This window comes from Pseudomonas pudica (assembly GCF_015680405.1).
In the GTDB taxonomy this organism is placed as follows: domain Bacteria; phylum Pseudomonadota; class Gammaproteobacteria; order Pseudomonadales; family Pseudomonadaceae; genus Aquipseudomonas; species Aquipseudomonas pudica.
In genome coordinates this window covers 78,073-104,776 of record NZ_JADLJS010000008.1, presented here as the reverse complement: position 1 = coordinate 104,776, position 26,704 = coordinate 78,073, and the positions used below count along the sequence as shown (strand labels likewise).

Genomic DNA, 26,704 nt, shown 5'->3' with positions numbered 1-26,704 from the left:
TTCCCGAGTACCGACATGGACGTTCGTCAATTCGCCTTCCTGGCCCGTCAGCCTTCGGCTGCCCTGCAAACACGCCGCACCTTCTGGGGCCTGTCCAAGCGTGGGCTGGCTTTCATGCTGGCCAACATGATGTTCTGGCAGCCGCTGGTGGCCATGGCCGACGGCATCGTGGTCAACGGCAGTGGCACCAGCCTCGGCCAGGCAGGCAACGGCGTGCCCATCGTCAATATCGCTGCACCCAGCGGCGCCGGGCTGTCGCACAACAAGTTCAGTGACTACAACGTCGGCCAGCAAGGCGTAATCCTCAACAACGCCACTGGCCGCACCCAGGCCACCCAGCTGGGCGGCATCGTTCTCGGCAACAGCAACCTGGGCGGCCGTGCGGCCAGCACCATCCTCAACGAGGTCAATGGTGGTAATCCGAGCCAGCTCAAGGGTTACACCGAGGTGGCCGGGCAGTCGGCGCATGTCATCGTCGCCAACCCCTATGGCGTAACCTGCAACGGTTGCGGTTTCATCAATACGCCCAGGGCCACGCTGACGACCGGCAAGCCAGTAGTCGAAAATGGGCAACTGCAGCGCTATCAGGTGGAGCAAGGCACTGTCGCCATCGAAGGCGCCGGGCTCAATGCCAGCAACATCGACCAGTTCGAGATCATCACCCGCAGCGCCAAAATCAACGCCCAGATCCAGGCCCGCCAGTTGGCGGTGGTCGCCGGCAGCAACGACGTCGATGCGCAGAGCCTGGCCGCCACCGCACGTGCCGCCGACTCGGCCCAGGCGCCGCAGTTGGCCATCGATTCCTCGGCACTGGGCGGCATGTACGCCAACACCATCAAGCTGGTAGGTACCGAAGCCGGCGTGGGGGTGAAGCTCGACGGCAAGCTGATTGCCAGCGGCGGCGATATCCAACTCGACGCCAACGGCCAGCTGCGCATGGCCGAGGCCACCGCAGCCAAGGGCTCGGTGGCGATCACGGCCAGCCAGCTCGATGCCCAGGGCGGGGTATATGCCGGCAACGAACTGAAAGTGCGCACCCAGGGCGACCTGAACAATCGCCAGTCGCTCGCTGCCGGGCAACGCATCAGTCTGGACAGCGCTGGGCGGCTGAGCAACCAAGGCATCATCGAAGCGGGCGTCAACGCCGACAACAGCCGCAACACCACCGGCGACGCACGCCTGAACGCCAGGCACATCGATAACCATGGCAACACCGTGGTGGCCAGCCGCGATCTGAGCGTCACGGCGCAGCAAAGCCTGAACAACCAGGGCGGTACGCTCGGCGCCCGGTCTCGCCTCAGCGCAAGCGCCGATACCCTCGACAATCGCAACGCCGGCAGGCTGCTCAGCAGCGGCCAGGCGGACCTCACAGCCTCACGCCTGAACAATGCCCAAGGCGGGCTGATCGACGGCGCCAGCGTGAACGCCAAGGTTGGCCAGCTGGACAACGCCGCCGGTAGCGTGCGCGCGGGCCAGCACCTGGCTCTGACAGCCAGCGGCGCGGTGGATAACCGTGGTGGCCAGCTGACCAGTCTGCAGACCCTGAACCTCAACGCTGGCCAGGTAAACAATAGCGACAGCGGGCGCATTGCCAGCAACCAGGCACTAAGCGCCAGTGTCACGGGCCTCGACCAGCACAACGGCGGCAGCCTGACCAGCGTCAGCGAGCTGAGCCTGAACCTGAACAAAGGCCACCTGAACAATCAGGGTGGCCTGATCAATGCGCCACGCCTGACCCTGAACAACCTCTACACGGTGGATAACCACAAGGGCGAAATCTCCAGCGCCCAAGCGTTTGCGCTGGTGGCGCGCAGTCTCGACAACAGCCTTGGCAAGCTGCTCGGCAACCAGAACCTGAGCCTGCATCTGGACCAGGCACTGAACAACGACGGCGGGCTGGTTTCCGCTAACGGCATCAATGTGCGTGCCGCCAGCCTGGATAACCATGCGGGCACCCTGACCAGCCGTGCCGACCTGGCGCTGCAAGTGACCGGTAACAGCAACAACCAGTCAGGCGAGATTTCCAGCGTCGGTACCACCACCCTCAAAGGTGGCAGCCTCGACAACCGCGGTGGCCAGGTCACCGGCGATGCGGCCTTGCAGGTAGCGCTGGGCGACGCCCTGGACAATCGCCGAGGCCTGCTCGGATCGGCCGGGGGCGTCCACCTGCATGCCGCCAGCCTGGACAACCGCGAGGCCGGCAACCTGGTCAGCGACGCGGGCCTGAGCGCCGAGGTCACCCGCTTGCTGGACAACCAGCAAGGCGAGATCAGCGCCAAAGGCAACATCGACCTGCGCGCGGCCAAACTCGACAACCGTGGCGGCAAACTGCGCGCCGGCCAGCAGGCGAGCCTGAATGTCGAGCAACTGGACAACCGCCAGCAAGGGCTGCTGAACAGCCTGGCCGCACTCAGCTACAAGGGTTTGCAACTGGACAACCGTGGTGGCCTGCTAAGCGCCGCCGGGCCGGTGCGCCTGCAAGCCGGCAGCCTGGACAATAGCGGCGGTCGTATTTCCAGCCAGCGCACACTGCTGGCCCAGTTCGGGCAAATGATCAACCAAGGTGGCGAGCTGGTTGCCCAGGGCGACCTGTTGCTGGCCGGCAGCTACCTGGACAACCGCGCCAAAGGCTTGATCGGTGGCACCAGCGCGTTACGGCTGAATGTTGCCGAAATCGACAACCGGGGCGGGGAAATCTCCACCACCAAGGCGTTAGCCATGCAAGGCACCCGCCTGGACAACAGCGACAGCGGCAAGGTCCTGGCCGGCAGCGCCCTGCAACTGCAGATGACCGAGGTGCTCAACCGCAACCTGGGCCTGCTGTCGGCCACCGGGCCGCTGACCCTAAGCGGCCAGCAGCTGGACAACGGCCAAGGGCGTCTGGTCAGTGGTGGCGACCTTGACGTTGGCCTGGTTGGCGGGTTAACCAACCAGCAGGGACTGATCAGTGCCGAAGGGCGCCTGGGCGTTACCGTCGGCAAGCTGGACAACAGCAGCGGCAAGCTCTCCAGCGCTGCCGGCCTTTCGCTGACCAGCGCCGGCACGCTGCTCAACCGCAACGGCTCGATCACTACCGACGCCGGTCTGGCGCTGACCAGCCAAAGCCTCGACAACGGCCAGGCCGGCTTGCTCAGCAGCAAAGGCGCGGCCAAGGTCGCTACCGGCACCTTCGACAACGGCGAGGGCGCGCAACTGGTCAGTGGCGACCGCCTCGACCTTGAGGCCGGCCAGCTCAATAACGGCCAGGGCAGCCGCATCGCCAGTGAAAAGGCGCTGGTCGCCAGCGTCACCGGCCTCGCTCAGGACGGTGGCCAACTGTTCAGCAAAACTGCGCTGACCCTCGACCTGAACCACGGCCAGCTGCGCAACCGACAGGGGCTGATCAACGCGCCGCTGCTGGTGCTTAACAACCTTGCCAAGGTGGATAACCAGCAAGGCGAAATCTCCAGTGCCCAAGCATTCACCCTGGCAGCACGCAGCCTGGACAACAGCAACGGCCGGCTGATCGGCCAGCAAGGCCTGACCCTGCGCATCGACCAGGCACTTAACAACCTCAAGGGCCTGGTAGCGGCCAATGGCCTGGACCTGCGCAGCGCCAGCCTGGACAACAACCTGGGCCTGATCAGCAGCCGCGACGGCCTGGACCTGGCCGTCGACGGCGAACTGCGCAATCAGGGTGGTACGCTGATCGCAGATGATCGCCTGCACATGCAGGCCGGCAGCCTGCTGAACCAGCAGGGGCAGGTTTCCGCTGCGGGCGAGTTGCAAGCGCGAATTGGCACCCTCGATAACCAGGCCGGTGTGCTGGTTGCCTCTGGGTACCTGAAACTGTCCGGTGACCAGCTCGACAACCGCCAGGGTGGCCTGATCGGTTCGAGCCAGGGCCTGGACTTGCAGGTGGCGGCGGTAGACAACCGCGCCGGGGAGCTGTCGAGCAAGGCGGACGTCATCCTCGGCGGTACCCGCCTGGACAACAGTGACGGCGGCAAGGTGCTGGCCGACGGCAAGCTGCAAGTCGCCGTCGCCGAGGTGATCAACCGTAGCAAAGGCATGCTCTCGGGCAAGGCCGGCCTGGGCTTGACCGGTAACAGCCTGGACAACGTCGGCGGCCTGCTGCTCAGCCAGCACGCCATCGATGCCACGCTACAAGGCACACTCGACAACCGTCAGGGCCTGATCAGTGCCGAAGGTAGCTTGGGCCTGGCGAGCAACGCACTCGACAACCGCGGCGGCAGTGTTTCCAGCGCGGGGGCGATGACCCTCAAGCACACCGGCAACGTCCTCAACCAGGGCGGGGAATTGGTCACCGATGCAGCGCTGCAACTGAGCGCGGGCCAGGTCACCAACACCGACCAGGGAACCATCAGCGCCAAGGGACCGGCCAGCATCGACGCCGGCAGTCTCGACAACAGCCGCAAAGGCCGGATCGAAAGCGGCGCCAGCCTGGGCCTGATCACCGGCCAGCTGAGCAACCGCGATGGCGGCCGAATTGCCAGCGACGACGCCCTGTTGGTCAACGCCAGCGGCCTTGACCAGCAAGGTGGACAGCTGTTCAGCAACAGCGCATTGACCCTGGACCTCAACCATGGCCAGCTGGATAACCGCCACGGGCTGATCAACGCCCCGATGCTGGTACTGAAGAACCTCGATGGGGTGAACAACCAGGGCGGCGAGATCTCCTCGGCCCAGGCCTTCACCCTGGCTGCTCGCAGCCTGGACAACAGCAGCGGCAAGGTGCTGAGCAATCAGGCGCTGAACCTGCGCATCGCCCAGGCCTTGCACAACATCAAAGGCCTGGTCGCTGCCGAAACCCTGCATGCCCGTGCTGCAAGCCTGGACAATACCGGTGGCACGCTGACCAGCCGTGGTGGCCTCGACCTGCAGTTGGCCGACAGCCTGAACAACAGCCAGCAAGGCCTGATCAACGCCGCTGGCCTGCTGGACATTGCAGCCCGCGCTGTCGACAACCAGGCAGGCTCGCTGTTGGGCAACGCCATTCGCATCGATTTCGGCAGTGCCACTGGCGACCTGAACAACGATGGTGGCCTGATCACCACCGATGGCCCGCTGGCCCTCGACCGCCTGCGCGACCTGAGCAACCGCGGCGGTGAAATTTCCTCGCGGCAGGACCTTGCCCTGGCCGGCCGTGCCCTGGACAACAGCGCTGGCAAGCTGATCAGCAGCGGCCAGCTGAATGTCACCGCCCAGCGCCTGCTGAACCAGGGTGGACTGGTCTCGGGCTGGCGGGGCCTGGGCGTAAATCTGGGCAGCCTCGACAACCGCAACCAGGGCACCCTGTCCAGCCGCGATGGCGCGTTGGACGCCGCAGTCAGCGGCGACCTGCAGAACAGCGCTGGTGGTGCGCTGGTCAGCCAGCAAACCCTGAACGTGGCAGCGGCGAACCTCGACAACAGTGGTGCCGGCATCCTGTCCAGTGGCGGCGCGCAGCGCCTGACCATCAGCGGGCTGCTGAACAACGGCCAGGGTGGCCTGATCGACAGCGGCGCGGCGCTGGCCCTCAACGCCATGGCGCTGGGCAACGGCGCCGGCAGCATCAGCGCCCGTCAGGCACTCGATGTGAATGCCGGTAGCCTGGACAACAGCGCCGGCAGCCTGATTGGCAATGCGGTCGTCACCCTCAAGCTGCTCGGCACCCTTGCCAACAACAACGGCAAGCTTGCAAGCGCCGGCCCCCTGCGCATCGACAATGCCACGCAAATCGACAACCAGGGTGGCCAGATCGCCAGTCAGGGCCTGCTGAGCCTGTTCGCCAGCAGCCTGGACAACCGCAATCGCGGTACCGTGGCGGCTAGCCAGCAACTGACCCTGGCCGTTGACGGCCAGCTGCTCAACAGCGCCGACGGCCTGATCTACAGCCAGAACGGCGGCGCCGATGTGCGTGCCGCCAGCTTTGGCAACACCAAGGGCACTTTGCAGAGCCAGGGTGCCTTGCAACTGGTGACCGGTGATGTCGACAACCAGAGTGGCCGTATTCTGGCCGACGCTGGCAACCTCGACGTCACGGCCGGCAACCTGGACAACCGTGGCGGCGTGCTTTCCAGCCTGCAAGGCAAGTTGGTCGCCGACCTGCGCGGTGTGCTGAACAACGGTTATGACCTGAACAACAACCGCCAGGGTGGCGTCACGCAGGCCCAGGCCCTCGACCTCAAGGTACTGGGTGGCATCGACAACTATGGCGGGCGAATTGCTGCACAAGCTGGCGATGCCTTGGTCAGCACCGCCGATTTCGATAACCGCAACGGCGGCCTTTATGCCCAAGGGCTGGTCAAGGTCACAGGTGGCAACTTCGACAACAGCGGCGACAACGATGGCCAAATCGCCGGCCAACGCATCGACCTAGGCCTCAGCGGTGCGCTGAACAACCGCCTGGGCATCATTGAAAGCGACAGTACCCTGGCCATCAAGGCGGCCAGCCTCGACAACCAGACCGGCCAGTTGCGTGCCTTGGGCACAAGCGGCGCTACCCGCCTGCAGATCGGCGGCCCGTTCGACAACCGCAACGGCATTCTGGAAACCGCCAACAGCGACCTCAGCCTCGGCGTCGGCAGTTTCCTCAACGCTGGCGGCAGCCTGCTGCACGTGGGCAGCGGCAATTTCGACATCAGCACAGCCAATGTCACGGGCGCCGGCGGTAGTATCGTCACCCGGGGCGGCCTCACCCTCAACGCTGGCAGCTGGAGCAACAGCAACGTTATCCAGGCCGGGCGCCTGACGCTCAATGTCGGCAACTTCAGCCAGACCGCCAACGGCCAGTTGCTGGCCAGCGAAGCGCTGGTCGGCAGCGGCAGCGACTGGAGCAACGACGGCCTGATCGCCAGTGACGGCAGCCTCAGCCTCGATCTGGCTGGCACCTACGCCGGCAACGGCCGCCTCAGCAGCCGTGGCGACCTTGGCCTGAGCGCCGCACAGGTCAACCTGAGCAACACCGGCAGCATCGCCAGCGGTGGCACCACCAGCCTCTCGGTAGTCGGGCAGTTGAACAATGCCGGCCGCCTGACGTCTGCTACCGGCCTTTCCCTCGTGGCAGGCGGCGTCAACAACCAAGGCACGCTGGGTGCCGGCGAAGCGCTGAGCGTGACCACCAGCGCCCTGGTCAACAGCGACCAGGGCCTGATTTTCAGCGGCAGGGATATGGGCCTGCGGGTCGCCAGCCTGACCAACAGCTATGCCGACGTCTACAGCCTGGGCGCCCTGACCATCGACCGGGATGGCCAGGGCGGCTTGGCCAACAGCATCGTGAACCGTTCCGGCTCGCTGCAGAGCGACCTGTCGATGAGCCTGGCAGCGAGCACCATTCAGAACGTGCGGGCGGTGCTGCAGACCGACAACAAGGGCCTCTACACCGCCCGCGTTGGCGAGGTGGCCTGCATCGAGGGCTACAACGCCGGCGACTGCGGCGGCAAGCGCAACCACGTCTGGGAGATCGTCCAGCGTGACAAGTTCGAGGTGACCGACGCCAGTGCCGCCTCCAGCATCACCACCGGCGGCAACCTGACCATCCGGGGCGGCGACCTGCTCAACAGCAGCAGCACCATCGCCGCTGCCGGTAACCTGGTGGCCAGCGTTGACAACCTGACCAACAGCGGTGTGGAAACCGGCGAGACCGAAACCACCCGCATCTTCCGTTCCGAACGTACCCGCAACGCCGGGGCCTGGTACCAGCTGGCCAGCTCGATCACCAGCAAGTACTGGTACGAGAGCGCTGGTTACGACCCTGCCAACCTGGGTGGCTTGCAAGCTGACCTGGCCAGGTTCATCGGCATGACCGAAGCGGAGCTGGTGAGCCTTGGCAGCACCCGCAAACTGGCGGCAGGCGACCAAAGCTATGCCGCCATCATGCAGGCCAATGGCGCGGTGAACATCACCGCCGGCAACGGCATCGACAACAGCGTCGTGCGCCCGGGTTACGCCTACATCGGTAGCGGCGCGCGTACCGATACCACCGCACCCGGTACGGCGTTCTCCACCCGCATCACACTCAACCAGCAGCTGCCGCCGGACCTCGCCCAACAACAGGTCAACCCGCTGGCGCTGCCCGGCTTCAGCCTGCCCACTGGGCAGAACGGCTTGTTCCGCCTGAGCAGCGAGGCCGGCAGCACGACCGCCAGCGGCCCGCAAAGCTGGAGCATGGGCGGCGCCAGCCTGAGCGTCGCGCAGCGCCAGCAACCCTTGCCGCTGGCCCAGGGGCGCACGGTCAGCATCCGCGGTGCCGACCAAGCGGCAGGCAGCAGCACCACGCTGAATACGGCCGACCGCACCCAGGCGAACGTCGCCGGTAGTGCCAGCGCCGTCGACACCAGCCTGCCCGGGAACGCCGGTAGCCCCGCGCTGCCCGGCCGCTCGGCGGTGGACGACCGCATCAGCCAGGCCTCCACGCTCAACGGCCAAGGCCCGCTCACCATCGAGCGCGTGCAAGGCCTGCCCGACAGCAGCGTGCGCAGTAACCCGCACAAGTATCTGATCGAAACCAACCCGGTGCTCACCGACCTCAAGCAGTTCATGAGCTCCGACTACCTGCTGGCGAACCTTGGCTACGACCCGGATGAAAGTGCCAAGCGCCTGGGCGATGGCTTCTACGAGCAGAAGCTGATCCAGCAGGCCGTGGTCGCCCGCACCGGGCAACGCTTTATCGATGGCCAGAACAGTGACGAACAGCTGTTCAAGTACCTGATGGACAATGCCATCCAGAGCAAGCAACAGCTCAACCTGGCAGTGGGCGTGAGCCTCACCTCCGAACAGGTGGCGGCGCTGACCCATGACATCGTCTGGCTGGAAACCGCCGAGGTGAATGGCGAGCAGGTGCTGGTGCCAGTGCTTTATCTGGCGCACGGCAACAACCGTCTGGCCCCCAACGGCGCTCTGATCGCCGGCAACGACGTCAACCTGATCGCCGGCCAGAACCTTGACAACGTCGGCACCCTGCGCGCCAGCAACAACCTGTCGGCCAAGGCCGGCAACAACATGGTGAACAGCGGCCTGGTCGAGGCTGGCAACCGCCTCGACCTGCTGGCTGGCAACGATCTGGTGAACAAGGCCGGCGGCATCATCGCCGGGCGCGACGTCAGCCTCGCCGCCGTGCGTGACGTGATCAACGAACGCACTTTGACTTCGCACCAGAGCAGCAACGGCAGCTACGCCCAGCAGCGCGACTTTGTCGATAACGCCGCCCGGGTGGAAGCCGCGAACAACCTGGCGATCAACGCCGGGCGCGACCTGAGCAACAACGGCGGCGTGCTCAGCAGCGCTGCCGACACCAGCCTGAAGGCCGGCCGCGATGTGAAGCTGACCTCGGTCGAGCAAGTGGTGGTAAACGACCGCGGCGTGCGCCACACCGACAGCAGCGTGACCCAGAACGGCTCGAGCGTGCAGGCCGGGCGTGACCTGAGCGTCAGCGCCGGGCGCGATATCAGCGCGGTGGCCAGTGCGATCGAGGCCAAGCGGGATGTGGCCATGGCGGCGACGGGCGATCTGCAGCTGGCAGCGGCCGCCAACGAGCAGCACTCGGCGAGCAAGACCCGGAAAGTCACCAGCCAGGAGGACCATGTCCAGCAGGTGGGCAGCACCGTGGTGGCTGGCGGCAATGTGGCATTGAAGGCTGGCGACGACCTAGCCCTGAGCGCCAGCCGCGTGACGGCGGGCGATGAGGCCTACCTTTACGCCGGTGGCGATGTACAGCTGGTCGCTGAGGAGAACAGCGACTACAGCTACTACCGCAAGACCAAGACCAGCCACTCCGGGCTATCCAGCAGCCAGAAGACCCGGATCGACAGTTCGAAGGCCATCACTCAGCAGGGCTCGTCGGTCAGTGGTGACACGGTGGTCGTTCGCGCCGGGCAGGATATCGGCGTGTCGGGCAGCAGCATCGTGTCGACCAACGACACCAGCCTGCTGGCGGGCCGTAACGTGCAGATCGATAGCGCGACCGAAACGTTCGAGCAAAGCCACTCGAGCTCGAAGAAGAAATCGGGCCTGCTCAGCAGTGGAGGCATCGGCTTCACGTTGGGCTCGACCAGCCTGGAAAAAACCTCGACCAGCACCAGTGAGAACGCCAGGGCCAGCACCATTGGCAGCGTGCTGGGCAATGTCACCATCGAGGCGGGCAAGGACCTGGGTATCAAGGGGTCGGAGGTTGTCGCCGGCAAGGACATCACCCTGGTCGGGCAGAACGTCGAGATCGTTGCTGCTGAAAACCACAACACCAGCGAGCAGACGTCCAAGAGCAAGAGCAGCGGCTTGACCCTGGCGCTGTCCGGTACGGTTGGCAGTGCCATCGACACCGCTTACCAGACTACCAAGCAAGCGACCCGGGAAGAGGACAGCCGGCTTTCTGCACTCCAAGGTATCAAGGCCGGGCTGACCGGTGTTCAGGCCTGGCAGGCTGCCCAGCAGAGCGGTGGCATGACGGCGGATAATGCTGGCCAGTTTGTAGGTATCGCCTTATCGCTGGGCGGGCAGAAGTCGAGCTCGCGGCAGACCCAGGAACAAACCGTCAGCCAGGGCAGCAGCCTGACCAGTGGCAACGACCTGAGCATTGTGGCCACCGGCAACGGGGCCGGCAGCGGCGGGGATATCCGGGTACAAGGCAGTCAACTCAAGGCCGGCAATGACCTGCTGTTGTCCGCCGAACGCGACATCCAGCTTGAGGCTGCTGCCAATACGCAAAAGCTCGATGGCAAGAACAGCAGCAGTGGCGGCGCCATCGGCGCCAGCATTGGTGTAGGTTCCGAAGGTGCCGGTCTCAGCATCTTCGCCAATGCCAACAAGGGTGCCGGCAACGAGAAAGGCAACGGCACGACCTGGACCGAAACCACACTGGACGCCGGCAATGAGGCGACCCTGCTCAGCGGGCGGGACACGGCGCTCAAAGGGGCCCAGGTCAACGCCGCGAAAATCACCGCCGACGTAGGGCGCGACCTGACGCTGCAAAGCCTGCAGGACACCGACAACTACAAGTCCAAACAGGCAAATGTCAGCGGTGGGTTGAGCGTCACCATCATCGGCGCGGGCGGGGCAAGCGGCAGTCTCAGCGTCAGCAAGACCAAGCTCGACTCCAACTACCAGAGCGTGCAGGAGCAGACCGGTCTGTTCGCCGGCAAGGGCGGTTATCAGGTCGATGTGGGCAAGCACACCCAGCTTGACGGCAGCGTCATTGCCAGTTCTGCCGACGCCGACAAGAACCGCCTGAGCACCGGCACCCTGGGCTGGAGCGATATCGCCAACAAGGCCGAGTTCAAGAGCCAGTTGGCCAGCGCCAGCATCAGCGGTGGCAACGGTGGTGCTGACACCTTCACCAGCAACATGCCAAGCGGCACGTTGATCGCCTACAACCACAGCGGCAGCGCCAGCGGCACCACATCTTCGGCCATTTCCGAAGGCACGCTGGAAATCCGAGACCCGGGCCGGCAGCAGCAGGATGTGACCAGCCTCAGTCACGACGTCGAGCATGCCAACGACAGCATCAGCCCGATCTTCGACAAGGAGAAGGAACAGCGGCGCCTGCAGCAGGTTCAGCTTATTGGCGAAATCGGCACACAGGTATCGGACATCGTCCGCACCCAAGGGCAGCTGAAGGCTGACCAGGAGGCGCGTGCGGAACTTGAAGCACACGGCATCGTGGCGCCGGGTGAAGGGGCAAGCAAGGAGGCGGTGAAGGCTTACCAGGAACAACTGGTCGCCACCGAGGCTTACCAGCGAATCATGGGTAAGTACGGCACCAGTGGTGATTACCAGCGCGTGACCCAGGCCGTGACAGCGGCACTGCAAGGGTTGGCGGGTGGTGATATCGGTTCTGCGTTGGCAGGCGCATCGGCACCATACCTCGCGCAGGTAATCAAGAAATCCACTGGCGACAATGCTGCACTCAACGTCATGGCCCACGCAGTGTTGGGTGCCGTTGTCGCCCAAGCGCAGGGCAACTCGGCGGCAGCCGGGGCAGCGGGTGCGGCCGGCGGCGAACTGGTTGCCCGCCTGATCACTCAGCAGTTGTATGGCACCAGCGACAGCAACTCGCTCAGTGAAGAGCAGAAACAGACCGTTTCGGCGCTGTCGACGCTAGCGGCCGGGCTTTCGGGCGGTCTGGTGGAAGGTAATAGCGCTGGGGCTGTCGCGGGTGCCGGTGCGGGCCGTAACGCGGTTGAAAACAACCTGCTGGCGAACAAATACGGCGTTGAACGGCTGGATGCCGCCAGCCGTGCGTTGTATGAGAAGCTCAAGGCCGCCGGTATTGGCAGTATTGATGAGTTGCACGAGCGGTATAAAGCCTGTGGTGGAAATGGCGGCTGCGAGGTTGGTATTCGTGATGAGTACCGGCAGCAGGAGAAGCAGGCTGGGGAAAAGCTGGTTGAGCTGTACCAGAGCGGCAGGCTGAGCAAAGCGGAATATGACCTTCTGGTAACGGATTACGCCCTTGCGATGATGAGGGGGGTAGTGGACGCGCAGAAGAGCGACGCGGACGCGAGCTTCCTTGATGTCTACGCGCTGTCGGGCAGCGATTGGTCGCCAATGGGCGTTGTTGCGAATCCGTATGTGAACGCGATCAGAGCGAGTGAGCTGATTGCGGAATGGAGACGGCAAGGGTTAACTGAAGAGGCAATCAATGAACGGGCACGTCAGGACGGCTTGCTCGGCTCGACCTTGGCGCCGGTGGATGTGCCAGGGATTATTAGCCTTGTCGATAAAGGTGCTACGCGGGATGATGTAGTAAAATTAGCGGCGGTAGTGATACTAGGCAAAGCTACCAGCGGTGCAAAAGACCCCACCCGCTTTATTGATGGAGTGAAGGTCGTTGATCAAAAGACCGGAAATGTTTTACAAGGCACTGTTGATCTCGGCCCGACCATAGAGCGGATAAAATCAGGTGGTTCGTTCCCTCATCGAAACGATGGGTCTATATTTCAGAATCGTGGCGGGGATTTGCCGCAAAAACCTGCTGGCTACTATACAGAGTACGTACATCCTACCCCAGGTGTTTCAGGGCCAGGGCCTCAGCGGATAGTTGTTGGGAAGGGTGGTGAGATGTACTACACTGCAGATCATTACAAAACATTTATCCCAGTCAATAAATAAAACAAGGAGTGGAAATGCTGCCATTCAAGTACTCCGATCTCACGCCTTCATTCGACGCTGCGGAAGTCTTTTATGTCCGTATTGATCCGAAAATTTCTCTCTCGGAAGAGCTGCTGAGCGCGCTATATTACCAGCTATGGCTTCCAGGGTATTTTGGATTCAATTGGGATGCACTCTACGACTGTTTGAGAGATCTTGAATGGATTCCATGCCGCAAGGTGGTTCTTGTGCATGAAGTTACTCCAAACGTGCCAGTAGATGACCTGAAGGTTTATCTGGAGGTGTTGCGCGACGCGGCTCTTGACTGGGGGCGAGATGAGGCGCATCAATTGGAGGTTTTCTTCCGGTCGACTGACCGAAGTGCCGTGGAGGCACTTTTAATGAGCTAATTCAAGTGGTGCAAAAGGAATAGGGAACGCTACAGAGGCGGGCTCTGTTTTTACTCAGTAACGTAATTTTTGGTCAAAAGATCCTATTCAGTTTAGTGGGAATAAGTTCTATCAGCGGAATGATTTATTTGATCCTAGTTTGCAAACTGGTTGGCGTGAAGGTGGCAAAGTCATAACAGGTAGTAATGTTGAGGGTATGGCCTCTGGTCGAGCGCCCATAGGTGTAGATGGCAAGTCGGTGAACCTGCACCATATGACGCAAACACAGTCAGGGCCTATTGCAGAAAAGACGCAAAGTTTTCACCAAGCCAATAGCGCAACTATTCACATTAACCCTAATACAATTCCTTCTGGTATTGATAGGGCAGCTTTTGATAAGTGGGAGGTGCAATGCTGGAGGCAACGATCTGCAGACTTTAGGAATTGAGAATGAGCCAAGTTACGACGCATCAAATTGAGGATTTAGTATCACTGCATCCTGATATCGTGTGCTTTGGTAGCCAGGCCGATTGCGTGGGTGATGACTGGATTGAGAAGGCCGAGCAGCAGCTAGGGCTTGAACTGCCAGGGTCGTACAAGTGGTTTTTAAAGACGTATGCGGGTGGCGAGATTGGTACTGAAGAAATTTACAGTATCTATGGCGTGGACTTTGAGGGTATCAATGGAGGGGATATTGTCTATCAGCATATTGTGGGCATAAAAAATAATCTGGTAGATGGCAAAAAGCTTGTGATTAGCGAAACTGATATGGGGGAAGTCTTTTTCTTTGACTATTCAAAATTTAAAGATGGTGAGTGTCCCGTGAATCTTCGACTTCCGTCTGGTGAAGATGTTAATTACGCTTCAGATTTTTATGAGTTTTTATATAAACGAATTTCTGCTCATATTTGATAGGTGTCCTCATTCTGTACCGGCCATGCGCCGGTGTTGTTTTATCTGCTTACTGCAAAATCTCCTTTCCTTCGCTGCTTGCTTTGGTCGTGGCCTGAGCGATCAGGGCATCGAGCATCTGCGCAACGAATTTCTGTTGGCTTTTAGATAGCTGCTCGATGGCTTCCAGTTGCTGTTGCCATTTTGGAGCAGGCCCACGTTTACGCACAGTGGTTTCCTTCTGCTGACCAAACAGCTCTTCGAATGTGGTCGAAAGCAGCCTGGCCAGCTCCGGCAACGCCGCTACCTGGATACGCCGCTTGCCGGACTCATAGGCTTGGATGGTCTGCTGGGACACGCCCAGCCGTTCAGCCAGTTGGGTTTGGCTGCTGGCCGACGCCGTAAAACAGGCGATTACGCGCCTGCATCAGAATGCCCAGCGGCTGATCAAAACCGTGGCGTTCGCCGATCAATTGACCTTTCTTTCGGACAAAACCCGTACCCGGCGCGACCACATGAAATACCTGACGCTGATTCGCTGCATTGCCTTGCTGCATCAGCATCAACGCCCGGTCAAACACATTGAGCACCGAGGCAAGTCGTTGGCTTACATCGAGGTCACGAAGGGCGACATCGTGTTGGCCAATCGGCTGGCCCACGACATTCTTGGGCGCACCCTGGACGAACTGCCGCCGCAAACGCGGCGTTTGCTGGAGTTATTGCAGGGCTGGGTCGAAGCCCGAAGCCAGGCGCAGGGGCTTAAAAAGAATGAGTTTCGGTTTGGTCGCAAGGACGTGCGCGAGGCCACCGGTTGGGGGAATACCCAGTTAAAAATCCATTTGGGCCGACTGACCGAACTGGAATACCTGCTGCCGCACCGCAAGGGGTTAGCGCATGAATACACCCTCACGTATGACGGCAAAAGCGGTCATCAACCGCATTTGATGGGCCTGATCGATGCCGACCAACTCGACAACACATCCGCTCGGTCGGGGGATTCAGAAAAACGATCGGACTCAGGTCGGGCCATGGTCGGTACTCAGTCGGACACCCTCAACCATGCGCAAAGCCACGCCATTTCTGGCGTTGAGGCCGAAGCGGTCGGTCTGAACGAAAGACCACTGATCCAGCATCCACAAAACAACCACTCCGCGTTGTCCAGCGCCGTCTAAGTCGAGGTGGTTATGCCGAAAAAAAGACGAGAGCAAAAAACAGCGTGTTTCGGAACAAATCATTGGCCCACTAGGCGATCCCGGCAGCCTGTATTTTCAGATGAAACAGTTTCTGCAATACCAGCGTGAGCGTGGTTATTCCGAGCGCACCGTGGGCAACCGCGAAAGCCTGTTGATTGCGTTTATCCATTGGTGTGACGAACGCGGTTTGACCCGGCCCCAGGAAATCACCCGACCCATTTTAGAGCGCTATCAGCGTCATCTTTTTTTGTATCGAAAAGCCGATGGCGAACCGCTGTCGACCCGCAGCCAAACGGTGCGCATCACGCCGATTCGGGTCTGGTTCAAGTGGCTGACCAAGACCAATCGCATCTTGTACAACCCGGCTTCACCTGAGATTGAATGAGCAAGGCTTGATTGATCTGCAAACCTGGATGATCGACTCAACCGCAGTACGTGCAACCCGAGCCTCATCTGGCGCTCGGAAAAAAGGGGGCCTGACGAACCTGCCGATCACGCTCTAGGCCGCAGTCGCGGTGGCCTGACAACTAAGATTCACATGCTCTGCGACGCCAACGGGACACCGTTGCGCTTCCTCCTCTCTGGCGGTCAAGCCAGTGACATCAGCTACGCACAACCACTGCTGGACGAAGTCAGCATTCCATCAAACCAACCTGGCCGCCCGCGCAAGCGCTGCAAATGGTTGCTCGCCGACAAGGGCTACGACGCCGAAACGCTGCGCCGATACTGCGACCAGTACCGTATGCAACCCGTCATCCCGATGCGCTCTATGAAGCGCAAACCCAAGCCTGGCTTACCCAGACTGTTTGATGGGCCCAAATACTGACAGCGCAACATCATTGAACGCATTTTTGGCTGGCTGAAAGAGAATCGCCGCATCGTCACACGCTTCGACAAGCTCGCGAAAAGCTATGCCGCCATGGTCTCACTGGCTTGTTCCATGCGGTGTTTGCGACATCTCTTTTCGTACGGAGCCTAGTATATTCAACGGACCTGGGGAGAGGTTGAACCTCCTTCCCATGAATGGGAGCTTGAATAAAGGTACTTGGAAATCTATGGGGGATACATGGGCGTCCGCACTCAAGGAGGGAAAGCAAGTTAACGTAAAGATTGAGACTATTTATTCTGGCAATAGTGTTCGGCCAGAAAGCTTTAATGTGCAGTATTCAATAGGTATTGCTCGTCCAAAAGAAATTGTATTTAAAAATTCACCGGGTGGAAATTGATGCGTAGTGATGATGATATCTACAATGACATTGGGGGTATTCTGTTTGAGATTGCTCCCGATGGAGCCTGTAAACTTATTATGCGTGCACAACTATCCCAGGAGCTAGATAGCTGTGAGTATGAGTATGACTACATTGATGTACAAGGTAACGTTGCCTGGTTTACGGCAGGCGGGCGAGTCAATACAGATATTTTAGATCTTTTAATAGAGTTGCGTCGTTGGTATGTTGAGAATAAACTGACAGGAGGACTGCCAGCGTGGAGTGGCTGTGAGGTGGCCTTGGACTTGATTAAATTTAAAATTTGCATCGACTTTATTTATCCTTGAGAATTAAATGGCAAGTTTAGATGTAGAGGCTTAGGCTGAATGTGGTGTGCTTTTGGGAAGTGTCAGCCTTTTTGTGTGCGAGCCGGTAACGGCCTGCCGTCTGGCAGGCCCTGATTTTCACTGGGTCGGCCTGATGAACCGATCTCCGTACAAATCGCGAATTTGATTCATCGCACTTTTCCAATCCTGCGCCGCTGAGCCCCAGTTCGCCGTCATGTTTCGCAGGCCCAGCCAGATCAGCAGAGGCAATCAATGAACGGGCACGTCAGGACGGCTTGCTCGGCTCGACCTTGGCGCCGGTGGATGTGCCAGGAATCATTAATCTTGTCGATAAAGGTGCTACGCGGGATGATGTAGTCAAGTTAGCGGCGGTGGTGATACTAGGCAAAGCTACCAGCGGTGCAAAAGGTACTGCAACAGATCCGAAGGTCACCATCAAAGATCACTATGATAATCACTTGAATATGGTGGATGACATAAAGGATTAACTTTCGTCTCAAGGGTTCAGAGTCAGCGAAAAGGAAATGTCATTCGGTAGCTCCTGCGGAACTGGTCGTTGTAGGCCAGATATCGTGGCCGAAGCACCTGATGGGACCTTGAGAATTATTGAGGTTAAGACAGGTGGCGCGGACTTGAGTATTCGTCAGTTAGAATTTTTCCCTCAAATAAAAGATGGGGCTTCAATTCCAAGAGGGAAAGTTTCCGAAAGTTTTGGCCTCACGCCAGGCGTACCACTAAAGGATCAAGGTTATCCTAACGGTATCCCTATTGAGATAATGAATTTTCCTGGTGCTAAGTGATGAAGGAAAAAGATGTGGCTTCAATTTTGACGGAGCAGGGCTGGGTTTGTAGCAAGGATGAAGTCGGGGATTATTTTTGCGTGACAGATGTTGATGGGGTTAAAGTTCAAGTAATCCCGTCTGTGAAGAAGCGCTCGAATCATTTTCGGGTGTCACTTATGCCATCGGTTTCGACCAAAGAATTCTCGGAAACTGTTGCGTTTGTGTGGGGGGAGGGGAGCGGATATTCGCCGGTAATAGTTAGTAATGAGCCTCCGGAGAAGTTGCCTGAATTTTCTAGTGATGATGTTCTCAGGATGTCTGAGAAAGCCATGTCTTGGGCACGCTCTCAAAATATTGAGTCCGGCCTGATGGTTTATAGAAGTCTGCCGACTGACAGTAAAGGCGCGATGCCCCTTCGGCACTTGGCTGCATTGGCAATAGCTGGTGACGTTGAACGATTGAACGGTTACAAGAAGAGCTTTGAGATGGGAGACAGGCTTGGTTTTGTACCCTGCATTACTGATGGCATGATTGATCGGGCAGTCTTGAAAGCCAAACTTGCAAAATAGATTTTTTCTTGAGCGCTACACGCTGAAGCGTCGCGGCTAATCAATGAGGTAAATTTTATGTTTGCAGATCGTATTATTGAATTCGGGAAGAAATTCGACGGCCGATTGGAAGCTGGCCTGCTCCAAGGGGCTTTGGACTATGTCGCGTACAATGAGGAAGGCCTAGCCTTTGAGATACTATGCGATCACATTTGTGAATTTGATATTTCTATTGCGGACGACGAGTACCAGGAGGCAGTTAGACTTATCACAGATCTAGGGTTTGATTTAGATGAGGGACCGTTTAAGCACTTGGTGGGATTGAAGAAATAAAAACCTAGGGGTCGGTTGGTGCAAAAGACGCAGGTGAGGTTGCCTCTATTGGCGGAAAGACCTGTGTTTATAACTGCGTTGTTGATGGCGTGACGAGATTAATTTAATTGGTCATGAAATGAAGTTTGGCATTGAATTTGTATATAGTAATTAGATTAAGTTCATATTCATCCAGGCACCGGCCTCGACCAAAGCCAGCAGCGAAGGAAGGGAGGCCTGGCTTGAGCGATCAGGGCATCGAGCATCTGCGCAACAGAGTGTGGGTGATGCCGTGTTCTTTGCGCAGGCGGGCAATTCGCTCGCCCACGGCAATGAAAAATTCACGTTTTTCGCTGGTTATGCTCAGTCCACAGGCCAAGCCCCGTCTTGGTCTATACCAGAGGGTCGTACTCCGCTTTGCTCAGCCTCCCTTTATCCAATGATGAACATGACTACCTTTCTGCCACCCAGCAGGCGAACAGTTGAGCGTGTCGCACGTAGTTGAGATGATAGCCAGCTTGGCAGCGGCGACGACTGCCGCAGGCGCTACAGGAGCGAGCAGCGTGCCGGCTCTGAGCGTCATGGCGAGGTCGATTTTTGTAGCGAGAACATGAGGTAGGGCGGAAAAAGGCTGCTTCACTGCGTTGCACCACCCAGCGACGGCATCCAGACCCCCGGCCAATCCTCGCCAGCTGCGCAACGGATCATTTTCATGGCGAGAAGGCTGTTTACGCGTTTTTGCAGCCCAAATTAACAGCGCGACGCCAGACAACGAATTTTTTGGCAATGGCAGCCCGGTCAAATTCACGTGGGCTGCCCGGTATTTCTTAACCTTTAGACTGGGGTATCCAGAATGGCTCAATACGTCTACACCATGCATCGGCTGAGCAAGGTCGTGCCGCCGAAGCGGGAAATTCTCAAGAACATTTCCCTGTCGTTCTTCCCGGGCGCCAAGATCGGCGTGCTCGGCCTGAACGGCGCTGGTAAATCGACCTTGCTGCGGATCATGGCCGGCGTCGACAAGGAATTCGACGGCGAAGCCCGTCCGATGCCCGACATCAACGTTGGCTACCTGCCGCAGGAACCGCAACTGGACCCGAACAAGTCGGTGCGCGAAGTGGTCGAGGAAGCGGTCAGCGTGATCAAGGACGCCCAGGCGCGCCTGGACGAGGTCTATGCTGCCTACGCCGAACCGGATGCCGACTTCGACAAGCTGGCCGCCGAGCAGGCCAAGCTGGAAGCCATCCTGCAGGCCGCTGACGGCCACAACCTTGAGCGCCAGCTGGACGTTGCCGCCGACGCCCTGCGCCTGCCGGCCTGGGACGCACGCATCGAGCACCTGTCCGGTGGTGAGAAGCGCCGCGTGGCCCTGTGCCGCCTGCTGCTGTCGGCCCCCGACATGCTGCTGCTGGACGAACCGACCAACCACCTGGACGCCGACTCGGTGGCCTGGCTGGAGCGCTTCCTGCACGACTTCCCGGGCACCGTGGTAGCCATTACCCACGACCGTTACTTCCTCGACAACGTCGCTGGCTGGATCCTGGAACTGGACCGCGGCGCCGGCATCCCGTACGAAGGCAACTACTCGGGCTGGCTGGAAGCCAAGTCCGAGCGCCTGGCGCAGGAATCCAAGCAGCAGAGCGCCCACGAGAAGGCCATGAAAGAGGAACTGGAATGGGTGCGCAAAGGCGCCAAGGCCCGCCAGTCCAAGTCCAAGGCCCGTCTGCAGCGCTTTGAAGAAATGCAGTCGCAGGAGTTCCAGAAGCGCAGCGAAACCAACGAGATCTACATCCCGGCCGGCCCGCGCCTGGGCGACAAGGTCATCGAGTTCAAGAATGTCACCAAGGGCTACGGCGACCGCGTGCTGATCGACAACCTGTCGTTCTCCATGCCTAAAGGCGCCATCGTCGGTGTGATCGGTGGTAACGGTGCCGGTAAGTCGACCCTGTTCCGCATGCTGATGGGCAAGGAACAGCCGGACTCGGGCAGCATCGAGATCGGTGAAACCGTGCAGCTGGCCTGCGTCGACCAGAGCCGCGAGGACCTGGACGGCGGCAAGACCGTGTTCCAGCAGGTTTCCGACGGCTCCGACATGATCCGCATCGGCAACTACGAGATCCCGTCGCGTACTTATGTAGGCCGCTTCAACTTCAAGGGTGGTGACCAGCAGAAGTTCGTCAAAGACCTGTCCGGTGGTGAGCGTGGCCGCCTGCACCTGGCCCTGACCCTGAAGGAGGGCGGTAACGTCCTGCTGCTCGACGAACCGTCCAACGACCTCGACGTCGAAACCCTGCGCTCGCTGGAAGAAGCCCTGCTGGACTTCCCGGGCGCGGCGATCGTGATTTCCCACGACCGTTGGTTCCTGGACCGTGTGGCTACCCACATCCTGGCGTACGAAGACGACTCGAACGTGGTGTTCTTCGAGGGTAACTACACCGAGTACGAAGCCGACCGCAAGAAGCGCCTGGGCGATGCTGCTGCCCAGCCGCACCGTGTACGGCACAAGAAGCTGGCCCAGTAAGCCAGTGTTTTGATGCACAGGAATGGGGCCCTTTGAGGCCCCATTTTTGTGCCTGGCTGGAAAGTGGTGCTGGCTTCATTCGCGGGCATGCCCGCCCCCACAGGAGCCCCTGGAAACCAAGGCCTGTGATGAACCTGTGGGAGCGGGCGAGCCCGCGAATGAAGCCGCCGCTGTCCTGGGTTTTGTATACACTTATAGAAAACGCACCAAATAAATTCAAAAAAACGACATTTCGCCCTATTCCGGTGCGATTGCTTCTTGGTACATTCGTGAAAAAACCAATAAGTCCAATCCTCTTGGTGAGATGTCTACCATGATCGAATCTGTCGACAATTTCCTCGCGCGCCTGAAGCAACGCGACCCGGCCCAACCTGAATTCCACCAGGCGGTGGAAGAAGTGCTGCGCAGCCTGTGGCCGTTCCTCGAGGCCAACCCGCATTACCTGCAGGCCGGCATTCTGGAGCGCATGGTCGAGCCAGAGCGCGCCGTGCTGTTCCGCGTGTCCTGGGTCGATGACCAGGGTAAGGTGCAGGTCAACCGCGGCTACCGCATCCAGATGAGCAGCGCCATCGGCCCGTACAAGGGCGGCCTGCGCTTCCACCCGTCGGTCAACCTGGGCGTGCTGAAATTCCTGGCCTTCGAGCAGGTGTTCAAGAACTCCCTCACCTCGCTGCCCATGGGCGGCGGCAAAGGCGGTTCGGACTTCGACCCCAAAGGCAAGAGCGACGCCGAAGTCATGCGCTTCTGCCAGGCGTTCATGAGCGAGCTGTACCGCCACATTGGTGCTGACCTGGACGTCCCTGCCGGCGACATCGGCGTGGGTGCCCGCGAAATCGGCTTCATGTTCGGCCAGTACAAGCGCCTGGCCAACCAGTTCACTTCGGTGCTGACCGGCAAGGGCATGACCTACGGCGGCAGCCTGATCCGCCCGGAAGCCACCGGCTACGGCTGCGTGTACTTTGCTGAAGAAATGCTCAAGCGCCAGGACAAGCGTATCGATGGCTGCCGCGTGGCGATTTCCGGGTCGGGTAACGTGGCCCAGTATGCTGCGCGCAAGGTCATGGACCTGGGCGGCAAGGTAATTTCGCTGTCCGACTCCGAAGGCACCCTGTACGCCGAAGCTGGCCTGACCGATGCCCAATGGGATGCGGTGATGGAGCTGAAGAACGTCAAGCGTGGCCGCATCAGCGAACTGGCTGCGCAGTTCGGCCTGGAGTTCCGCAAGGGCCAGACCCCGTGGAGCCTGCCGTGCGACATTGCCCTGCCGTGTGCCACGCAGAACGAACTGGACGCCGAAGACGCCCGCACCTTGCTGCGCAATGGCTGCATCTGCGTGGCCGAAGGCGCCAACATGCCGACCACTCTGGAGGCTGTGGATATCTTCCTGGAAGCGGGCATTCTGTACGCCCCGGGCAAGGCCTCCAACGCCGGCGGCGTGGCCGTGTCGGGCCTGGAGATGTCGCAGAACGCCATGCGCCTGCTGTGGACTGCCGGTGAGGTGGACAGCAAGCTGCACAACATCATGCAGTCGATTCACCATGCTTGCGTGCATTACGGTGAAGAGGCGGATGGCAGCATCAACTACGTCAAAGGTGCGAACATCGCAGGCTTCGTGAAAGTGGCTGATGCGATGCTGGCGCAGGGCGTCGTTTGATCTGAGGCTGTTGGGGCCGCTTTGCGGCCCTTTCGCGACACAAGGCCGCTCCTACAGCTATCGCGCATGTTCAGAAATGGCGCGGCCCTTGTAGGAGCGGCCTTGTGTCGCGATGGGCTGCAAAGCAGCCCCAGGTCCCTCAACCTTCACCAAAAACCTCAACCACTTCGATCACCTGCTCCCCCACCGGCCGCCGCCAGACCACCTCATCCCCAGGCCCCGCCCCGAGCAAAGCCCGCCCCAGCGGCGAACCCCAGTTGATCAACCCCCGCCCGGCATCCGCCTCGTCCTCGCCCACCAGCCTTACCACTTGCTCCTGGTCCTGCGCATCGACAAACCGCACCCGGCTACCAATCTGCACCTTGCTCCGCGACGTCGCCGTCGGCACCACCTGGGCACTCTGCGCCCGCGCGCTGAAGTAGCGCAGGTCCCGTTCGGTATCCGCCAGGCGCTGCTTGTCGCCACGTTCGCCCTGTGCCTGCAGTTCGCTGCGCAGGGCGTTCAGTTCGGCCACGCGCTCCTGCAGCTGGCGCAGGCCGCTGGCGGTCACGTAGTTGGGTTGTTCGCTGACCCGTCGCTCGACTGGCTGATCAGCCTGGGCGGCGGCCTGGTCTTCGTTGACGAATGCTCGGCTCATGCGTGGCCTCCTTGTGCAGGAGACCATCATCGCAGGCCGCCGGTTTCAAGGGATGTCCGTTTGCGACTCAGTTGTGGCGATAGGCGCGTGCGGCGTCGCGGTCCTTTTCCTGCTCCCAGTCGCGCTCGCGCTGGTCCCAGAAGCGCTCGTGGTACTGGCGCTGTTCTTCGCTGTCCTGCATGGCGTGGCACTGGCGAAAGCCGTCGTCCCAGCCGCTTTCGTACTGGCGCTCGTGCAGGTAGCGCGGCACGTCCTTGCGAAAGCCGCCGACCATCAGCCCTGCCGCCTGGCGGCCGCTGCTGCAGCCGTCCTGGAAGCCATCGGCATAGGCGGGGGGATAGCCCTGGTTGACCATCTGCTCGTGGGTGGTTTCGCAACCAGACAGCATCAACGCCATGCACACGCCAAACCAGTACCGCGACATAACCACAAAACCCTCCGGTTGATACTGGAAAGTCTAGGTGGCGGTTTGTCGGGGGGCCGTCAAAACAGTGTCAAAGACTCGGTTGGTTCACACTGCTCTGCTGACCTCACTGGCCCATTCGCGGGCACGCCCGCTCCCACAGGATCACCCCAGAATTCGAGGCCAGTGCAGTACCTGTGGGAGCGGGCATGCCCGCGAAAGGCCGCAAGGCGGCCTCAGTAGTGATACCACTTCAACTCCAGCATCACCTCGTTCTGCGCCGTGGCCAGGTGGCTGAACTCTCGCGAAGCACTCAACCGCAGGCCCAGGTTCTGGCTGATCTCCCACTGCTGGTTCAGGCTCACACTGCGCCGCACCTCGCCATTGGTGAAGTAGTCGCCCTTGGCCTCCAGCGTCATGTTGCCCAGCCCGTTGCGCCACAGCAGCCCGCCATTGAAGCCCGCCGCCGGGGCGATGAACTGGGCAAAATCATTGTGGTGCTCGACCCGCACCGTGCCCAGGGCAAAGCCCAGCAACCCGTCGGCCAGTTGCCAGGTGCCGCCGGCCCCGCCATTCACATGGCTCACCAGCACTTCGTCATCATGCTTGCCCGGCACCCGCTCCAGCCCGCCGGCCACCTGCCACGACCAAGGCTTGAGCAGCTCGTTGCGCGGCGTCAGCGAGCGGATGGTGGCCAGGTCCAGGCGCTGCACCTGCCAGTCATTGCCTTCGTACTGGCGCAGCTTCAGCTGCAGGATCTCGATCTGCGCCCCCAGCGGGAAGCCATAGGCGTTGTCATTCAGGTCGTGGTAGGCCATGCGCAGGCCGTATTCGGCGTAGGCGCGGTCTTCGCGGGTGCCCACGCCCAACTGCCAGGTGCGCGAGTCGTGGCCGTCCTCGGGCAGGCCCGGGCGCTCGATCTGCAGGGGCGGTGGCGGGTTGCTGTTGATCGCCCGCAGCAGTTCGAAACTGCGCTTGGCCTGCCCAGGGTCGCGCTCCTGGCCATTGGCGCGGTAACGCTCCAGGCGGTACGCGGCATCCTGCACCAGCGCCTGGCGCTGGCGGGGCAGGGCCTTGAACTCGAGGCTCTGCAGGTGCGAGGTATCGGCGCTTGCAGCCAGCACCTGGCGCTTTTCGTCGTGATCGAGCGGCTCGGCCCGGGCCAGCAGTTCGCGTTCGCGAGAGGGGCGGTACGTCTCGCTGGCGACCAGGCCGGACTGCTTCACGGCCTTCACCGTGTCGGTCGGGATGGCGGTCAGCGGGAACTGCGAGGTCAGGTCCAGGCTTGGTCGGGCCACCTGCAGCAGTTCCAGCAGGCGGTACGAGCAGTTTTCGTCGAAGAAGAAATAGTCGAACTGGATCTGCTTCAACTCCCACACATGCTCGACCATGCGCCCGGTTTCTTCCGGGGTCAGGTCCAACTGGTACTCCCAGAGGTCGCGGTTTTCCAGGCTGCGGTATTCGGACAGTTTTTCCTGGTAGGGCATCAGCGCGAACAGGCCAGGGTAGCCGCCCATCAGGCCCTTCCAGGCGTACAGGATGCTGTTGTCGCTGCCTTCGATATAGGCGCCGAAGTTGATCGCGTAGCTCAGCAGCGTGGTGTCGTCGCTGCGGGTGTTGGACTGGTCGATGCGCAGCAAGGTGTGGCCGAACATCGATGACGGGCTGTTCAGGTAGGCCGCCGGGAAGATCAGCGCCGCACTGTGCGGGTCGATCGATTGGTACCAGGTGGTGAATTCCTGACAGTCCGGTTGCGGCAGGTTCTGAAGGTCGAGCTGTTCGCGCAGCCAGCGGGTGCGTGCCGGGAACACGCACTGGGCATGCTTGTCGCCGAGGCTGGCCGGGGCGTACAGCGCTTCGACCGTGGCTTGCAGCTCCTGGTCGGGGTGGTGCGCGCCATCCTCGGCAAGGAAGAACGCATCATCGTCCACATAGCTGCGCCAGCCACCCAGCTTGGCGGTTTCGTAATGGCCCAGGGCAATCCAGTAAGGGGTGTTGGCCAGTTGCTGGACACGGCCTTGGTCCAGCACGGGCGCGGCATGAACAGGGGCGCAGGCACACAGCGCCAGGGATACGAAGCGTTTGAGCATGTCGGGCAACTACTTCTTAACGATGCCGAAAAAAGGCGAAACCCGCCCCGGGGTCGGGGCGGGAGCAGCTGCACTCAGGCCTCGGTTGCGTATTTGGCCAGGCGTGGGTCGTTCTTCAGAACAGCCAGGGTGTTGCTGTGGACGGTTTCGGCAGTGACGTCGGCGCTGCTGAAGATCTGGTTGAAGTGCTGGTGGGTGACCGATGCGAAGTAGCCACGGTCTTCCGGAGCCACGCCCAGAACCACGGCATAGGTGGTCAGCGCTTCGCCCTGGCCCATGGCCATGTCTTCGGACAGTTCGTTCATCATGCCGTTCATGGCGAACCAGGACTTGCCGCCGTAGGTCAGCGACGCTTTGGTCGAGCAGCCGTTGGTGCCGGAGGTCATGCCGAAGGTGGCGTTACCGGAGGTGCCGTTGGTGGTAGAAGCCAGGAAGTGTGCCGGAGTGCCGCGCTGGCCTTCGAACAGCATGTTGCCCCAGCCGCAGTTCGGGCCGCCTGGCGCTTCGGCCATGGCATTGATCGAGACCACGGTGAACAGAGTACCCAGAAGAATCCGTTTCATAGCATTTGTTCTCTATTTGACTTAACCAAGGGTCAGGGTTTCTGGCAACTCGGTTGCCAGGTCGGGAAAGCTTTTCACCCACCCGCGCAGCTTGGAGTTTA

General features: G+C 60.5%; 19 protein-coding genes and 1 pseudogene. 15 read left to right on the top strand and 5 right to left on the bottom strand.

What is annotated here, in order from left to right; all coding sequences use genetic code 11:
* The first annotated feature begins 15 nt into the window (after window positions 1–15).
* The 4 genes from IRZ77_RS08810 (at window position 16) to IRZ77_RS08795 (ending at window position 14,366) form a co-directional block, all read left to right on the top strand.
* Window positions 16–13,086 carry a hemagglutinin repeat-containing protein gene (locus IRZ77_RS08810; protein WP_196173286.1) on the top strand — a complete coding sequence of 4,357 codons (13,071 nt, stop codon included), beginning with the start codon at window positions 16–18 and terminating at the stop codon, window positions 13,084–13,086.
* 14 nt (window positions 13,087–13,100) lie between these two features.
* Complete coding sequence (locus IRZ77_RS08805) at window positions 13,101–13,475, top strand: barstar family protein (RefSeq protein ID WP_025337627.1); 375 nt, start codon at window positions 13,101–13,103, stop codon at window positions 13,473–13,475.
* 196 nt (window positions 13,476–13,671) lie between these two features.
* Window positions 13,672–13,902 (top strand): HNH/ENDO VII family nuclease, encoded by a 231-nt coding sequence (locus tag IRZ77_RS08800; RefSeq protein WP_230384921.1) that lies wholly within the window; start codon window positions 13,672–13,674, stop codon window positions 13,900–13,902.
* Window positions 13,903–13,904: 2 nt separating this feature from the next.
* A complete protein-coding gene (locus IRZ77_RS08795) occupies window positions 13,905–14,366 on the top strand; it encodes an SMI1/KNR4 family protein (RefSeq protein ID WP_046616161.1) in 462 nt (153 codons plus the stop codon).
* Between the two features lie 49 nt (window positions 14,367–14,415).
* Here the strand turns inward: IRZ77_RS08795 and IRZ77_RS08790 are convergent, their stop codons facing one another.
* On the bottom strand, window positions 14,416–14,703 hold the full coding sequence (locus IRZ77_RS08790; RefSeq protein WP_200900017.1) for a helix-turn-helix domain-containing protein: 288 nt from the start codon (window positions 14,701–14,703) through the stop codon (window positions 14,416–14,418).
* On the opposite strand from IRZ77_RS08790, the gene IRZ77_RS08785 reads away from it, so the two are divergent.
* The 11 genes and pseudogenes from IRZ77_RS08785 (at window position 14,687) to gdhA (ending at window position 22,910) form a co-directional block, all read left to right on the top strand.
* On the top strand, window positions 14,687–15,517 hold the full coding sequence (locus IRZ77_RS08785) for a hypothetical protein (RefSeq protein WP_196173284.1): 831 nt from the start codon (window positions 14,687–14,689) through the stop codon (window positions 15,515–15,517). The two genes, IRZ77_RS08790 and IRZ77_RS08785, sit on opposite strands and share 17 nt — an antisense overlap.
* A gap of 100 nt (window positions 15,518–15,617) precedes the next feature.
* Window positions 15,618–15,923, top strand: a complete 306-nt coding sequence (locus tag IRZ77_RS08780) for a site-specific integrase (RefSeq protein ID WP_046616158.1) — start codon at window positions 15,618–15,620, stop codon at window positions 15,921–15,923.
* A pseudogene (locus IRZ77_RS08775) lies at window positions 15,901–16,517 on the top strand (IS5 family transposase); the annotation flags it as partial. The gene IRZ77_RS08780 and the pseudogene IRZ77_RS08775, both read left to right, overlap by 23 nt.
* Entirely contained in the window at window positions 16,450–16,764 is a 315-nt protein-coding gene (locus IRZ77_RS27080) for a DNA/RNA non-specific endonuclease (protein ID WP_080958505.1), read from the top strand. The pseudogene IRZ77_RS08775 and the gene IRZ77_RS27080, both read left to right, overlap by 68 nt.
* Window positions 16,764–17,093 carry a hypothetical protein gene (locus IRZ77_RS08765; protein ID WP_080958504.1) on the top strand — a complete coding sequence of 110 codons (330 nt, stop codon included), beginning with the start codon at window positions 16,764–16,766 and terminating at the stop codon, window positions 17,091–17,093. The genes IRZ77_RS27080 and IRZ77_RS08765 overlap by 1 nt, the downstream gene beginning before the upstream one ends.
* Window positions 17,094–17,368: 275 nt before the next feature.
* Entirely contained in the window at window positions 17,369–17,581 is a 213-nt protein-coding gene (locus IRZ77_RS08760; protein ID WP_143493505.1) for a hypothetical protein, read from the top strand.
* Window positions 17,582–17,665: 84 nt separating this feature from the next.
* On the top strand, window positions 17,666–17,893 hold the full coding sequence (locus IRZ77_RS08755; RefSeq protein WP_152666453.1) for a hypothetical protein: 228 nt from the start codon (window positions 17,666–17,668) through the stop codon (window positions 17,891–17,893).
* Window positions 17,893–18,444, top strand: coding sequence for a DUF6990 domain-containing protein (locus IRZ77_RS08750; protein WP_046616157.1), 552 nt, complete (start codon window positions 17,893–17,895; stop codon window positions 18,442–18,444). Before IRZ77_RS08755 ends, IRZ77_RS08750 begins: the two co-directional genes overlap by 1 nt.
* A gap of 57 nt (window positions 18,445–18,501) precedes the next feature.
* Window positions 18,502–18,756, top strand: a complete 255-nt coding sequence (locus IRZ77_RS08745) for a MafI family immunity protein (protein ID WP_046616156.1) — start codon at window positions 18,502–18,504, stop codon at window positions 18,754–18,756.
* A gap of 832 nt (window positions 18,757–19,588) precedes the next feature.
* Window positions 19,589–21,256, top strand: coding sequence for an energy-dependent translational throttle protein EttA (gene ettA / locus IRZ77_RS08740; RefSeq protein WP_015268893.1), 1,668 nt, complete (start codon window positions 19,589–19,591; stop codon window positions 21,254–21,256).
* Between the two features lie 313 nt (window positions 21,257–21,569).
* Window positions 21,570–22,910, top strand: a complete 1,341-nt coding sequence (gene gdhA, locus IRZ77_RS08735) for an NADP-specific glutamate dehydrogenase (RefSeq protein ID WP_015268894.1) — start codon at window positions 21,570–21,572, stop codon at window positions 22,908–22,910.
* A gap of 139 nt (window positions 22,911–23,049) precedes the next feature.
* Here gdhA and IRZ77_RS08730 read toward each other — a convergent pair whose 3' ends face one another.
* The 4 genes from IRZ77_RS08730 to IRZ77_RS08715 all read right to left on the bottom strand — a co-directional run bounded on the left by IRZ77_RS08730 (window position 23,050) and on the right by IRZ77_RS08715 (window position 26,603).
* Window positions 23,050–23,547, bottom strand: a complete 498-nt coding sequence (locus IRZ77_RS08730; RefSeq protein WP_046616154.1) for a GreA/GreB family elongation factor — start codon at window positions 23,545–23,547, stop codon at window positions 23,050–23,052.
* 67 nt (window positions 23,548–23,614) lie between these two features.
* Complete coding sequence (locus tag IRZ77_RS08725; protein WP_046616152.1) at window positions 23,615–23,971, bottom strand: hypothetical protein; 357 nt, start codon at window positions 23,969–23,971, stop codon at window positions 23,615–23,617.
* Between the two features lie 215 nt (window positions 23,972–24,186).
* Complete coding sequence (locus tag IRZ77_RS08720; protein ID WP_196173282.1) at window positions 24,187–26,040, bottom strand: Lnb N-terminal periplasmic domain-containing protein; 1,854 nt, start codon at window positions 26,038–26,040, stop codon at window positions 24,187–24,189.
* A 74-nt stretch (window positions 26,041–26,114) separates the two neighbouring features.
* Complete coding sequence (locus tag IRZ77_RS08715) at window positions 26,115–26,603, bottom strand: DUF3015 domain-containing protein (RefSeq protein ID WP_003256313.1); 489 nt, start codon at window positions 26,601–26,603, stop codon at window positions 26,115–26,117.
* Between the last annotated feature and the right edge of the window lie 101 nt (window positions 26,604–26,704).

Coding starts and splice junctions, on each gene's coding strand:
- IRZ77_RS08810 (WP_196173286.1), top strand. CDS start 16: ATGGACGTTCGTCAATTCGCCTTCCTGGCCCGTCAGCCTTCGGCTGCC.
- IRZ77_RS08805 (WP_025337627.1), top strand. CDS start 13,101: ATGCTGCCATTCAAGTACTCCGATCTCACGCCTTCATTCGACGCTGCG.
- IRZ77_RS08800 (WP_230384921.1), top strand. CDS start 13,672: ATGGCCTCTGGTCGAGCGCCCATAGGTGTAGATGGCAAGTCGGTGAAC.
- IRZ77_RS08795 (WP_046616161.1), top strand. CDS start 13,905: ATGAGCCAAGTTACGACGCATCAAATTGAGGATTTAGTATCACTGCAT.
- IRZ77_RS08785 (WP_196173284.1), top strand. CDS start 14,687: ATGGTCTGCTGGGACACGCCCAGCCGTTCAGCCAGTTGGGTTTGGCTG.
- IRZ77_RS08780 (WP_046616158.1), top strand. CDS start 15,618: ATGAAACAGTTTCTGCAATACCAGCGTGAGCGTGGTTATTCCGAGCGC.
- IRZ77_RS27080 (WP_080958505.1), top strand. CDS start 16,450: ATGCCGCCATGGTCTCACTGGCTTGTTCCATGCGGTGTTTGCGACATC.
- IRZ77_RS08765 (WP_080958504.1), top strand. CDS start 16,764: ATGCGTAGTGATGATGATATCTACAATGACATTGGGGGTATTCTGTTT.
- IRZ77_RS08750 (WP_046616157.1), top strand. CDS start 17,893: ATGAAGGAAAAAGATGTGGCTTCAATTTTGACGGAGCAGGGCTGGGTT.
- IRZ77_RS08745 (WP_046616156.1), top strand. CDS start 18,502: ATGTTTGCAGATCGTATTATTGAATTCGGGAAGAAATTCGACGGCCGA.
- ettA (WP_015268893.1), top strand. CDS start 19,589: ATGGCTCAATACGTCTACACCATGCATCGGCTGAGCAAGGTCGTGCCG.
- gdhA (WP_015268894.1), top strand. CDS start 21,570: ATGATCGAATCTGTCGACAATTTCCTCGCGCGCCTGAAGCAACGCGAC.
- IRZ77_RS08730 (WP_046616154.1), bottom strand. CDS start 23,547: ATGAGCCGAGCATTCGTCAACGAAGACCAGGCCGCCGCCCAGGCTGAT.
- IRZ77_RS08725 (WP_046616152.1), bottom strand. CDS start 23,971: ATGTCGCGGTACTGGTTTGGCGTGTGCATGGCGTTGATGCTGTCTGGT.
- IRZ77_RS08720 (WP_196173282.1), bottom strand. CDS start 26,040: ATGCTCAAACGCTTCGTATCCCTGGCGCTGTGTGCCTGCGCCCCTGTT.
- IRZ77_RS08715 (WP_003256313.1), bottom strand. CDS start 26,603: ATGAAACGGATTCTTCTGGGTACTCTGTTCACCGTGGTCTCGATCAAT.